10 protein-coding genes are annotated in these 13,175 nt (G+C 47.3%); 2 read left to right on the top strand and 8 right to left on the bottom strand.

Going from position 1 to position 13,175, the window contains the following annotated elements:
• Nucleotides 1-253 precede the first annotated feature (253 nt).
• The 7 genes from GWO68_RS16850 to GWO68_RS16880 form a co-directional block, all read right to left on the bottom strand.
• Nucleotides 254-1,573 carry a sensor histidine kinase gene (locus tag GWO68_RS16850; RefSeq protein ID WP_162347647.1) on the bottom strand — a complete coding sequence of 440 codons (1,320 nt, stop codon included), beginning with the start codon at nucleotides 1,571-1,573 and terminating at the stop codon, nucleotides 254-256.
• Between the two features lies 1 nt (nucleotide 1,574).
• Nucleotides 1,575-2,249, bottom strand: coding sequence for a response regulator transcription factor (locus tag GWO68_RS16855; RefSeq protein WP_162347648.1), 675 nt, complete (start codon nucleotides 2,247-2,249; stop codon nucleotides 1,575-1,577).
• A gap of 10 nt (nucleotides 2,250-2,259) precedes the next feature.
• Nucleotides 2,260-3,117 (bottom strand): TorF family putative porin, encoded by an 858-nt coding sequence (locus GWO68_RS16860; RefSeq protein ID WP_162347649.1) that lies wholly within the window; start codon nucleotides 3,115-3,117, stop codon nucleotides 2,260-2,262.
• Between the two features lie 65 nt (nucleotides 3,118-3,182).
• Nucleotides 3,183-4,094 carry a hypothetical protein gene (locus GWO68_RS16865; protein ID WP_162347650.1) on the bottom strand — a complete coding sequence of 304 codons (912 nt, stop codon included), beginning with the start codon at nucleotides 4,092-4,094 and terminating at the stop codon, nucleotides 3,183-3,185.
• 243 nt (nucleotides 4,095-4,337) lie between these two features.
• Nucleotides 4,338-4,889 carry a hypothetical protein gene (locus tag GWO68_RS16870; RefSeq protein ID WP_162347651.1) on the bottom strand — a complete coding sequence of 184 codons (552 nt, stop codon included), beginning with the start codon at nucleotides 4,887-4,889 and terminating at the stop codon, nucleotides 4,338-4,340.
• 340 nt (nucleotides 4,890-5,229) lie between these two features.
• Nucleotides 5,230-5,703, bottom strand: a complete 474-nt coding sequence (locus GWO68_RS16875; RefSeq protein WP_202923796.1) for an NUDIX hydrolase — start codon at nucleotides 5,701-5,703, stop codon at nucleotides 5,230-5,232.
• A 10-nt stretch (nucleotides 5,704-5,713) separates the two neighbouring features.
• The gene (locus tag GWO68_RS16880; RefSeq protein ID WP_162347652.1) at nucleotides 5,714-6,808 is read right to left on the bottom strand and encodes an alpha/beta hydrolase family protein; all 1,095 of its coding nucleotides are present in this window, start codon (nucleotides 6,806-6,808) and stop codon (nucleotides 5,714-5,716) included.
• A gap of 201 nt (nucleotides 6,809-7,009) precedes the next feature.
• Here GWO68_RS16880 and GWO68_RS16885 point away from each other — a divergent pair, with 201 nt between their 5' ends.
• The gene (locus GWO68_RS16885; RefSeq protein WP_162347653.1) at nucleotides 7,010-10,936 is read left to right on the top strand and encodes an AAA domain-containing protein; all 3,927 of its coding nucleotides are present in this window, start codon (nucleotides 7,010-7,012) and stop codon (nucleotides 10,934-10,936) included.
• Between the two features lie 22 nt (nucleotides 10,937-10,958).
• On the opposite strand, the gene GWO68_RS16890 is transcribed toward GWO68_RS16885, so the two are convergent.
• On the bottom strand, nucleotides 10,959-12,050 hold the full coding sequence (locus tag GWO68_RS16890; protein ID WP_162347654.1) for a toxin-antitoxin system YwqK family antitoxin: 1,092 nt from the start codon (nucleotides 12,048-12,050) through the stop codon (nucleotides 10,959-10,961).
• Nucleotides 12,051-12,208: 158 nt separating this feature from the next.
• Here GWO68_RS16890 and GWO68_RS16895 point away from each other — a divergent pair, with 158 nt between their 5' ends.
• On the top strand, nucleotides 12,209-13,072 hold the full coding sequence (locus tag GWO68_RS16895) for an SMP-30/gluconolactonase/LRE family protein (protein ID WP_162347655.1): 864 nt from the start codon (nucleotides 12,209-12,211) through the stop codon (nucleotides 13,070-13,072).
• Nucleotides 13,073-13,175 lie beyond the last annotated feature (103 nt).

The raw sequence follows: 13,175 nt of genomic DNA on the forward strand, positions 1-13,175 counted from the left end.
TATAGCCTTGAACATCGCCAGAAAATGTAGCTTCCACTCTATGAAGGATGCGATCACAGCTTTTGCCAACAAAATAACACTGATGGCTAAATACATTAGAACTTAACGACCCTGCCTTCAAAGGGGGCAGGGGGATGACCAGCAGCAACTATAATACAATAGCCTTATCTATAGCCAAGGTCAAGCTCCTTCCCCTGTTGTTAGGGGAAGGTCGGGAAGAGGTAATATCTGCTGCCTGTTCGTGAAATTGGCGCTAATTATGGCCATTAAACCTGAAACAGAAAGTAGTGCCCACATCTATAGTTGAGTCTACTGTTATTTTGATCTTATGGAAGCGGGCAACGGTCTGTACGATCGGTAAACCTAAGCCGTGGCTTTCGTTGTCGGGGCCTTGCAGGCGTTTGAAGCGGTTGAAGATGTGGGGCAGGTTCTCCTGGGCTATACCCACACCGGTATCAGAAACACATAATTCGTAGCCTTTGCCTTTTGGTGCGCCGCTTATAGTTATGCTTCCGTTGGGTTTGTTATATTTTATGGCGTTGCTCACCACGTTAAACAGCATCGTGAACAGTAGCGAATAGTTAGCCTGTGGTAGCGTCCAGTTGTCTTCCAGGTTTACGTGCAGCTTTATTTCTTTGGCTTCGGCGCGGTCTGCAATTTCTTCGGCTACTTCATTTGCCAACACCGTTAAGCTTACTTCTTCGTTTTTCAGGTACTGCTCATTTTCAATACGGGAGATTAGTAAAAGCGCCTGTATAATGTTTTTTAACCGGTGAAGTGTTTTCTGGTTGTCGACTAATTTTACCAGCAGGTGCTCGGGCATTTCGGGGTCGGTGAGCAGGTTCTCCATGCGCGTTTGCAGGATAGAGATAGGCGTAAGCAGCTCATGCGACACGTTGCCGATAAACTCTTTTTCTTTCTGAAAAGCATCCTGTATCTGGCCCATCATGTCGTTAATGGCGTTGTTAAGGTACAGGAAATCGGAAGTGGTAGTATTTATAGTTTTATGCGTAAAAGTGCTGGGGTGGCCGATCTTTTTCAGGCGCCGGACAATAACAATAAGCGGCTGCAGCAGGATCTTGTTAAAAGCAAGGTCGATAAATACCGTGATCAGGATAACAGCAGCCAGGAAATACAGCGCATACTGCTGCATGGTGTTTATGCTTTCCTGTATTGTATCTATACTTCGGCCAATTTCGAGGAGGTAATATTTGTTGTCTACTTCAAAGGTCAGGCTAAGAACTCGGTACTCTACGATCTCGTTTTCAACTTTGCGCAGCGAGTTCTCCACCGTATCAACAGCTATAGGTTCGGGTATCTGCTCTATCGAAATAAACTCTTCCTTCAGCAGGTTGTAGCTACCATAAGCGCCTTCGCTGCCTTCGGCTATAAAGTTTTCGATGCCCTGGTTGCTGATGATCTCCAGTACGCTGTCCTTTTTCTCGTTCAGGCGTTTATCGGTGTTAACTATCGCGACACGATGGATCAGTGGCGGAAGTAAGGCTATCAACAGCAATACCACCACGATCTTGGAAATAGCGCTGAAAAGGGTGAGTTTGGATTGGAGCCGCATACTATAACGTTAGCCTGTACCCAACACCACGAACCGTTTCGATCCAGTCGGTAGGGGCGTGGGCAGAAAGCTTTTTGCGCAGGTTTTTAATGTGTACGTCTATGTAATTGGAGTCATAATCGTCTTCCAGTATATTGCCCCAAATGTGCTCGGTTAGCTGCAGGCGCGTCATGATGCGGTTTTTGTGCAGCAGCATGTAATGCAGCAGGTCGAACTCCTTTTTGGTAAGCGAAATGTTCTGACCATTATAACTTACAGTGCGGGCCGTACTATCCAGCTCAAACCCATGAAACTCGTGCACCGACGACTTTACATTGAATTTACGGCGCGACACAGCCTGCATGCGGGCCTGTAGTTCAAGCAACGAGAACGGCTTTGCCAGGTAATCATCGGCACCTAAACCAAGTCCTTTTACACGATCTTCCAGTTCGCCGCGGGCAGTAAGTATAATTACCGCCGGTTCGTAGTCTGTTTCGCGGGCTTCTTGCAGCAGGTCCAGGCCGTCGTAATCCGGTAAGCCTAAGTCCAGCAATATAAAATCGTATCGGTTTACGGCTATGCGCTCCGAAGCATCCTCGCCGTTGCAGGCCCAGTCGCATTTGTAGTGTTCCTGCTTCAGGAAGTGCATCAACTCTGCGGCCAGGCCGGCTTCATCTTCTACAACCAGTACGTGCATAGTTTATAGTTTAGAAAGTATAGCTCGCTTTTACAGAAACAAAGGATTTTGCTTCCGACTCGTCACCTTCCAGTTTATTAACCGGGATAGAATAACGGTAAGTCGGCTCCAGCTCAAAGTTACCCAACATTATCACCAATGGCACATAAAGATCATAGCTCAGCACCTGGAATTTATGCTTGGTTGTAGTGGTGGTAGTGGTTTTCGGGTTGTTACCTTTGCCCGGTGTGAACACATCTTCAAACCAGTCGCCAAGTTCTTTTTTGCGCTCTACAGTATAGGTTTCCGAAAATTCCTGCGTACCGCCGGTAATGCCGATCTTTGGATCCAGGCCAACTGGGTTGCGGCCGTTCCAGAGCGGGTTCAGGCCAATGTAGCGCGAGTTCTCGAACTGCACGATCAGGTCGTTGCTCTCACCAAAAAAGTAGCTGGTGGTAAGTGAACTATAAAGATATTTCCAGTCTAAAGTAGTGTTGAGCGATGCGGCATTTTCGGTCACAGATTTTACCATAGGTGCATTCTCGCTGAAGAAAAAGCGGGAGTAGCTCAGGTTACCATTCATGCGCTTGCTTATCGGGAAACTATAGCCCACCGATACGTCCGTCTCGTCTATGTAATCTTTGGTATCGAAAAGCTGGTAGCTTGTTGCTGACGCCCAGAAACCGGAGGCGTGTGCATAGGTTAATGTAGCAGCGGCATAAGGGTATCGGGTAGCCGTGTTGCGACCATAGAAAGATGAGTTGTTGGCAACTTCCAGGGCCACGTTCCAGGATGCTTTGCGGGTAACAGAATCTTCTGTTGTCTGGGCATGAGCAGAACCAACAAGCGCCCACGCCAGCATAATCCACAAGTAAAGTTGGTTTTTCATGATCGTTAACTATAAAAACAGGACTCCCGGCATTACCGGAAGCCCTGCTCTGAGATCTGATTTTCTTAGTTTTTACCTACTTTAACACCAACGCCTACTTTAGCACCGGTATTTACTTTTACAGGGGCAGCTACACCACCTTTTTTAAGCACTCTTACAGGGCGTCCAGCACTTGCCGGGCGACCAGCAGATACACGCGCAGCGCTTTTTACTTCAGCACCAGCGTCTACTTTAGTTGGCTTATCCTGGCGCTTGGCAGTTGCTACTTCTTTTACCGTCTGGCCTGTAGTAGTTACCGTAGCATCTACACCTTTAGCAGTTTCAGAAACAGTTTTGCCGTGTGTGTCTTTCTGCGTTTTTACTTCTTTGGCAGCTTTCTCTTTTGTCTGCTTTGCTTTTTTGTCGTTTTGCTCGGTCTGCGCATCTATCGTTGAGGCAACGTTCGCTTCCGTCTCAACGGCAGCCTCTACAGATGTTTCGGTAGTAGCTTTAGCGTTTGAGGCAGCTACCTCGCTGATGGCTTCTCCTTTTGCTTTGCCTTCTGAAGTAACAGTTTGTGCAAACTGCGCTACCTGCTGGCCGTGGTTCTCTGCTTTTGTTTTCGCTTCGGCGCCGGTTTCTACTGTAGTTTCTATAGTTGACTCACCTTTCGCTTTAACTTTATCCTTTTTCTCCTTCAGTTCTTTCTGAGCTTTCTTCTCAGCCTTTTCCTGCTGCTTTCTGGCTTTGGCTTCGGCCTTAGCATTTGCTTTCGCGGTAGCGTCAGCTTTGGTAGCCACTTCGCTTACCAGCGCACCTTTTGTAGTTGACTCGGCAGTAGTAGCAGAAGTTGCTGTTCCGCTTACAGCAGCGCCATGCGTATCGGCTTTTACTTTACCGTTGGCTTTTGTAGTTGATTTAACATCAGTTGAAGAAGTCTGGGCGAATGTAGTTGCTGCACTTAGAACAGCTATAGCTACTAGAGTTAATTTTTTCATTTTCGTTTTGTCGTTTTAGTAAGATTATGTGTCAAAACTACTATGTCAAGATGAAGACAAAATGAAGAAATACTTTTTTTAAAATTTTTTTAAAATATTTTTTTTGAAACGACTTATTCCAAACAAAATCCAGGCATAAACATTCCTTTTGGTAGGTATAAAGGCTATTTTTTATAGTTGATCGGGCATCAGGAAATAAATAATGGCAGGCGAAATTATTTTTCCCGGAAGCTAAAGGTATAGTTAGTTAAGCGGTTTGGTCAGGTCGAAGTCTGCCGGGTAACGCATTTTGCCGTCGCGCTTTAAAATATAGCTGAATGTTTTTCCGTCGGGGCTGATGGCCATGGTCCATTCGTTGGTGGCAGCGGCAGGTAGTAACTCAGCAGTGTAGGTATCGGCAGGAAAGTGTTGTTGCAATGCATCTGGAGCCTGAGTTGATATACCACCATACATCGTTACTTCATCCGGGGTCCCATCTTCGTGTCGATGATCGTGTTTCAGTTGCAGGCCTTCGGGCAGTCTGGTTAACACCCAAGTGCGCGAGCGGTCTTCGCCGACAGTAAATGGAATGCGGGTTTCGGTATCGCTACAGGTTTGCACGTGCATCACAAGCGTCTTACCAGCAAAAGGATCGGTACCATCCGAAGGAAATATAGTTGTACCCGCATAAGATTTGCCGCAGTGTGCAGCCAGTAAACCCTGAAAAGTTTTAACGGATGACGCAGCAGGGGTTTTGGAAGTTCCACAACCGGTAAGCAAAACGATAGCTATCAGGAATGTAAAGAGTCGGTTCATAAAAAGGTCAGGTTAAAGCATAGTCAATACTTCAGGCAAATTAGCTAATTGTTTCCGGATCGGGAAAGACCTTTGGGTTTTGGAGCTATAGTTAGGGGAGAGTTTCGTTATAGCTTCTGAAATTAAGAAAGCCCATAGTTGGTACCTTGACTATAGTTATCTGGCAAAAGTATATAATTCGCTGTTTCGGATTTCTTAATCCGGAACTACGCCTGATGCGGATTTCCTAATCCGCGTAAACCGGAATACGGGGATTAGGAAATCCCCTGCAGTTGGCTTTCGGACTAGGAAGTCCGAAAGAGCAGTTAAGTTATAGCTGGGGCAGAGAAAGGAAAGAAAACTATAGTTGCGCAATCTTTTCGGCGGCTTTAGCTACTACCTGTTTTTCGGATTTAAAAGCGAGGAGTTGTTGGGCCTGGTTTATCTCTACCCAGCGGGCTTCGTTCACTTCCCAGTCGTGGTCTTGTATGTTGCCCGAACTATAGCGGAGCAGGTAAAAGTAAACGAACTTATGGAAACGCACGCGCTGATTGCCTTTATTGCCGACATACCAGTATTCAATTTTTTCGAGTTGTTCCAGTAGTTCGGTTTGCAGGCCGGCTTCTTCCTGTACTTCGCGCACGGCAGTTACTTCAGGAGTTTCGCCAGAATCTACAATGCCTTTGGGTAATTGCCAGCGGTTATCTTTGCCAACCGAAATCAGAGCCACTTCTATAGTTGCACCTGTTATCCTAAAAGCCACTCCACCCGACGATACCTGATCTACAACAGGCAGTTTTGGTTTGCTTCCGGTGGGGCCAGTGCTTTCTTCCAAGGCAAAATAGTTAATGTACCTGTGCAGGCTTTTTCTGCTGTTTGCTCAACCACTGCAGGCTGGGGTTATAAGCCATGTCGTGCACACCATAGTACAGTACCAGGTCTACTACTCCAGAGTGTTTAGTATACAATACCTTCGGGTCTTTGGGGCCGAAATATTTGCTGGGACCATCGCTCACCATTTCTTTCGGCACCTCTTTGTTTATCACCAGCGAGTCCATCTGCCACTGCGGTATGCGGTCCGTGGAATCTACCAGCATGTTAAACGCCCTAACCGAATGGTCCGGCGGTACAAGCACATCTATCGTTCCGTGGGCTAAAAAGACAGGTACACCTTTGGCATTTTGCAGGTACGAGCTCGGGCTCCGGCGAAGGCACTCGGCAGCAGCAGCGGTACCGGGAATAGGTTCGCCACCACAGGCCGTAACGATGTGGCGGTTGTAGTCGCGGTGCGGGTAGTTCTGGCTGAATTTGTACCAATCAACGAGGTTAAAGACCGGAACCCAGGCTACCACACCCGCCCAGATGTCCGGGTGCTTGCCAGCTGTAACCAGCGCCGTCATGGCCCCACCCGACGAACCCACAATATAGATTCTGGATGTATCGATGTTAGCACTTCCTTTCGAGAAGTTTACGGCATCTATGATATCCTGTATAGCTACATCAGATGCCATGGCTTCCGGCTTTTTAAAAGCGCCGCGGTAGTTTGGTTGTATAAAAACCCAGTCGTTTAACTTTGCCCAGAGGGCATACGGGATGCTTACTACCTGCAAATACTCGCTGCTCCAGCTGTGCAACACTACCAGTAAGGGTTTCTTTTCAGATGATCCGGAATCGTAAAATAAGGCGGGTTGCTTTGCACCATCGAGGGTGGAGGTAATGGAGACTTTCTGTATTTCGGGGATCTTTTTTTTCCAGTCTGCCAGACTTTCGTCGGCTACTTTGCCGGGGTATTGTTTGGTGGTAGTGTATTGGTCCAGGCGATCGCCTTTGTGGTATATTTTTTTGTTGTCTTTTTTGTTGCAGGCAGTTGCAAATGCCAGCAGCAAAATTACGATCAGGCAATAGGTAACTTTATACTTGTGCAAAGTCAGGGTGTGCATGTAGCAGGTTGTAACTATAAAAGGAGATTAGTTAAAACTGAATTTAAAATGATTTGTTGCGTATGACAGGGCTGGTGCTTTAAAAATATCTGCAAAGCTATACTTCTTTTTAAAATTACAGCGTTCCGAACTATAAACCTGCGTTACCAACTATAGTCAAAAGCTGCTAACTTGCCCTTTACCTTACAGTATTTATAGTTGATGAAGAACATCCTGAAGAACTACCGACGCAGGCTCCTTAACCTGAGTTCCGGCAACAAAGCCTTGCTGTTGCTGCGCCTGCAAAAGGAGTTGCACCTGGATGTGGAGTCGCTGGATTTTATAGTTGGTCAGCCAGCATTTACTATAGTAGAGAAACTGATTTCGGGAGCGAAGAAAATTGTGCTGAGCCCCGTAGCCGACAGCCGTTACGAGCCGGTGGCTGCCGTGAGCAAACGCCTGCGCTACATAAAACGCCGCTCCGACATGATACTGGAAGAGCGCGGCAGCGAAGAACTATACATCGGTTGGCCCTTTGTACACGGTACGTTTGCCGATGGAACCATAGTGCGTTGCCCGCTTTTTTTATACCCCGTATCGTTGCAGGTAAATACTGCCCAGGAGTGGGAACTGGTGCAAAGTACAGCGCAGCCGCCCCGTTTTAACCAGAGCTTTTTACTGGCCTACGCACACTATAACAACACGCCTTTAGCAGAAAATTTACTGGAACTGGATGTAAGCACGTTGCCAGATCATCCTTTAGAATTCCGGACGCAGGTTTACAAACTACTGAAACAGGAGCAACAGGCCATACATGCCGGTCGGGAATTTTTTGCTGATAAACTGAAGCCTTTCCGGGACTATAAAAAAGCAGATTACGAAGCTGATCTGAAACCGGGACAACTATACCTGGAACAGGAAGCGGTGCTGGGCATTTACCCGCAGGCCGCATCGTATTTGTTAGCCGATTACGATGCCCTGCTGGAGCGCGACGACCTGCAAACCATGGAAGATTTGTTTGTGACTCCTGAAATTCTTACCCAAGCCACGCAGGCACAGCACACGTTCACGGTTTTTAAAATGGATGTCTCGCAGGAGGCCGCTTTGCAGCAGGTAAAACAGGGCAAATCTATAGTGGTGCAGGGGCCGCCGGGAACCGGTAAATCGCAACTCATTTGTAACCTGGTGTCGGATTTTACGGCGCGTGGCAAAAAGGTATTGGTGGTAAGCCAGAAACGCGCCGCCCTGGACGTGGTGCACAAACGTTTATCAGAAGAAGGGCTGGGTGCATTTACTGCGCTGGTGCACGACATTAACGCCGACCGCAGAAGCATTTTCCAGCAACTGCAACTACAGATAGATCATCTGCCGGAGTATAAAAAGCAGAACCTGGCGCTCAACAGCATTTACACCGACCGCACTTTCCTGGAAGTAAGCCGTGGCATAAACCGCTGTATAGAAAAACTCGAGAGATTTAAGTCTGCCCTGTTTGATACTTCCATGTGTGGCTGGTCGGCTAAAGAACTATACCTGCGCAGCAACCTGCAGGAAACCCATATTTCCCTGTCTGCTAACTATAAATTCTTTACCGCTACTACCGTAAACGAGTTTCTGCCACGCCTGCGCCAGTTTTTGCAACAGGCTATAGTTTATGCAAAGGATGATTTCACGTGGAAAAACAGGCATAGCTTTAAAAACTATGGCTGGCCGCAACGCCAGGAACTGGAACAAACTATAAGCCAACTGCCGGAGCAACATTCGACTTTACAGAAAAAAATAAGTGAGCTAAGCGGCTTTGGTTTTGAGTTGGATGATCTGGGAAAGTATAAACTGGCGCTGCCAACTATAACCGAAATTCAAGGGTTGCTGGAGCAGGATGATGTACCGGAAGTGCTAGTACAAATCATTAAAAGCAACTCCAAAGAACTCGCGCAACAGGTACAGCAACTGAAAGAACTATACCTAGTTTGCCCGGCCCCGGATGCTGCTTTGCCTGCTCGAGACCTGCCAACTATAAAGCAAGCTATAGTTGCCTTTGAAAAACAACAAAATAACTTGTTTAAAACGATAGGCTGGGCATTCTCATCCGATAAAAAGGTGCTGAAACAGGCACTGGCAAACTATAAATTGGAGCTGAACGAAGCCGGAGTAGGAGAGCTGCAACGCAGGATTGCCTTACGCGAGCAGGCTGAAGTTCTGATGCAGGCCATCAACCAAACTATAGTTACTGATTTTAAAATTGAAGCGTATCCGAACCAGGTGTTGCAGCAAATCGAAACTATAGAAAAATTACTTCAGGCTCAGAAACTACTGAAAAAGCTGCACCGCGAAAAAGTACTGCATGGGAAGTTGCTTCTAACTATAGATTTAACGCAACACCTGCAAACCTTAACGCAGACTATAGCCGAACTACAGGCGAACTATAGCCACTGGCTGAAATGGTTAACTGAAACGCAGGTACAGCAATTGGTTGATGACAGTAACTATAAAACTGCGTTACTTAAAGACATGACGGAGCATTTTGAGCAACTGGTAGCTCATGATGCGTTGGTAGCAAACTTTACTGATGCAGAACATGAAACTGCACACCAATTACTCTCGCAAACTATAGTTTCTGCTACCGAAGGCGAGCAGCTTTTCCTGAACAGTTTGTACCTGGCGTGGCTTTATGAAATTGAGAATCAGCATCCGGAGTTGCGCATGGCGTCGAGCGGCGAATTGGAAAACCTGGAACAGGAACTGCAGAAATTGCTAATCGAAAAACAACGCCTGAGCCAGGAAATTGTGCTGTCTAAGTTGAGAGAACAGACCTACACTGCTATGGAATTTAACCGGTTGGGCAATGCCGTAACCTACCGCCGACTGCAAGCGCAGGTCAGCAAGAAACGTAGCCTTTACCCGATCAGGAAGCTGTTTTCGTTGTTCTCTGATGAGATATTAAATTTAGTGCCGTGCTGGCTGGCTTCGCCTGAAACGGTGTCGGCGGTGTTGCCGCTGGAACGTTGTTTTGATGTGGTGATTTTTGACGAAGCATCTCAGTGTTTTGCCGAAACGGGTATACCGGCCATGTTGCGCGGCGCGCAGGTGGTAGTTGCCGGCGACGAGCAGCAGCTAAAGCCATCCGATCTGTACCGCGCCCGCTGGAGCGATGCTACCGACGAAGAAGTGGAAGAGCTATCTGCAGAATCGTTGTTGCAGTTGTGTAGTTTGTATTTGCCTCAAACCATGCTCACGCAGCATTACCGCAGCCATTTCCCGGAGCTGATCAAATTCTCGAACCAGTACTTTTACCGCAGCAAACTCGAGCTGATACCGGACCTGCAGGAACTGAACGCAGCCAAGCCAGCTATAGAATACAAGCAAATAAACGGACTTTGGCAAAACAACAGCAACCTACCCGAAGCTGAAAAAGTGATAGAACTGGTATTTGATCTACTGCAGCAAGGCCAGCAGGATGTGGGCGTCATCACATTCAACTATAACCAGCAAATGCTGGTACAGAACCTGCTGGAAGAGCGGGCGCAACAGCAAACTATAGTTCTGCCGCCATCGGTACTGGTAAAAAATATAGAGAACATGCAGGGCGATGAGAAGGATGTGATCATACTTTCGGTGGGGTACGCTCCGGACGAGAAAGGCCGTTTTGCCATGCAGTTCGGAAGCCTGAACCAGGCCGGTGGCGAAAACCGGTTAAACGTAGCGGTTACCCGCGCCAAGCGCAAAATTATAGTGGTAGCCAGCATAATTCCGGAGCAACTGCACGTAGAGTATACCCAGCACCATGGCCCGAAGCTCCTGAAACAATACCTGCACTATGCGCGGCAAGTGAGCCAGGGCAACTTTACGTATCAGCCCAAAACCGAGCCTATGCCGGAACAAGTGCCGTTGTTAAAAGAACAACTGGCAGCGTCTAATCCTGACTTACAACCCACTGTGCCATTTGCCGACCTAACTATAGTTGAGAACGGAAAATACAAAGCCGCCATCCTTACAGACGATGACCTGTACTATAGCCACGTATCGGTCAGGCACTCGCATGCCGATGTGCCGCAGCTATTGCAGCAACGCCACTGGCCATACCAAAAAGTGTACAGCCGCCAGTTCTGGGCCGATAAAAACAAGCTGCTGGAAAAGGTTAAATCGGTGTAACTCTAAACTATAGCCAGTTATACTACAATGGCATAAAGCGGTAGTTGAAACGGTACACCCCTGAATGAAAAGCAAACTTTATCTCGAATTTCTGTGTGATAGGTTTGCCATCGGCGCGGGCAGGCTCCAGCGAAGGCAGTTTTCTTAAAGCGGAAACTATACCTGAGGCAATCCTGTCGTTAAATGCGTTCCGGTAAGTAAAGTTGATAATTCTTCCGTCCTCCGCTATTTCACCCTCAATGTTCAGCTCGTTTTCGTAAGGTTTCAGATTCACGTTTTTCAGATAATCTGACACTTGTTTCTTTATTTCTTCGGAGAACGCCTCGGCTCCATTTCTGTAATAAGCGCCGGTTTTATAAGCTACGCCACAGGGTGTAAACGATACATTCATTCTTTCGGCGGTCAGGTAGGGGAGCTCTAACGGGTTTACCCAAACAATGCGTGGCGCATCTTTGTAAGTACCCAAGGGGCCAGAGCCACTCACAAATTCGCCGTTTTTATACTTCTCGGTTAATACAAAAGTGGTGGTGCCAGCAGTAAAATTGCTTGCGCGCCAAGTGCCTTCGGGTTTGCCGTTCAGCAGTTTTCCGCTCCAGGTTATGCTGCCTATTTTGGTTGTATAGCTTCCGGTGCCCTGCGTTACCAGTTGCTTCCCGTTTTCGTCCCAGGCATCCAGTATTGTTACCTTTCCTTTATCAGCCATGAAAATCAGTTTTGGGTTGCCGCTCTCGTAAAACAGTTTCCAGGTACCGGTTAACTCATTCTGCTCATAGTTGCCCGTTGCGCGCTCTTTGCCATTGGCATAATAAACAGTAAACAAACCGGTTTTCAGCCCCTCGGGGGTGTAGGTGCCGCTGGCCATCACCTGCTCCGGATTGGTGCGGCGCACGTCCCTGAAAGTGCCATAAAATTTACGATCCGGGCTAAAGCGGGTCTGTCGGATGATCTGTGCGCAGCTGTCTTCTATCAGGTAATAATCAGCGTTAAAAGGGATGTGGATGCTGTCGCTGGCGGCAATGTTTTTTATTTTGATGTTACGCACTTTTGATTGCTGTGCAACCCCCTGCAGGTGTAATACCAACGTAAGCACTGTAAAAAGTAAAGTAGTTCGCATAGCTTGTTCCGGGTAGTTGGATTTAAAGTATATTAAAATGTGAATATACACCTCCTATTATAAAAATCATATACCCGCCGTTTGCTCCGGATTAAAAAGGATGTCGTATTTTGGCTGATAGATCGTTAAAAGCTTTAATACGGTAATCAAAACCTGCCATGCTCATTAAACTTTTTACCCTTTACGTGTACATTCAGGCGGCGCTTTGTGGCTGCGGGCCTGATAAGCGTACCAGTGATTTTGAGCGACTCCGGAAAAACTATAAAGTAACTATAGACAGGGTTGGCCGCATGGAGGCACGTATGCAGGAAAGCTCCGGACTTGCGCGCACCACCGATTCTACCTTTTTAACCAACCCCGACGGCGGCTCACCCTCAGAGCTATACCTGTTTAACCTGAAAGGTGAATTGCTGCAAACTATACCGTTATCTGTGCCTAACACCGATTGGGAGGACCTGGCCCAGGACCCAAAAGGCAATTTATATCTGGGCGATTTCGGGAACAACGCCAACCAGCGCCGCGATCTGAAGATCTATAGTTTAAATAAAACCAGCTTGCAGGTAACTGATACAATTACATTCAATTTCGCAGATCAGATTGAGTTTCCGCCGCCACGCAGCCGCCAGCATTACGACCTCGAAGCATTTTTATACCATAACGATTCGCTTTACCTGTTCACCAAAAGCCGCGCTTTTAAACCCATCACACAACTATACAAACTACCTGTTTCAGGAGCAGCGCACACTATAGTTCCGGCAGAAAAACTAAGGGTTAAATCTCCGGTTACAGGTGCCGACGTGCTGCCCGGGTCTAACCTGTTTGCTTTGCTGGGCTATGGCCGTTTATACCTGTTTAAGCCGGAGGATGATCGTATTAGCTTTAAAGCGAAACGCTACTGTTTGCCGCTGGGCCGCACCGGGCAGGCCGAAGCAGTACTTTTCCTATCGCCGGAGCAACTATTGATCACCAACGAAAATGGCAAACTATACCTGGTTACCTTTCAGGCCAGAGCAATTAAGTAAAGTAACTAAGCCAGCTATAGTTTAAGCAGCACGGCAGGGTATTTCTTTTCATCCGGAAAGGCAGCTATACCGTAGTTATAGCTGTATACTTAAAGCAGATCAT

This window comes from Pontibacter fetidus, assembly GCF_010119545.1.
Taxonomy (GTDB): domain Bacteria; phylum Bacteroidota; class Bacteroidia; order Cytophagales; family Hymenobacteraceae; genus Pontibacter; species Pontibacter fetidus.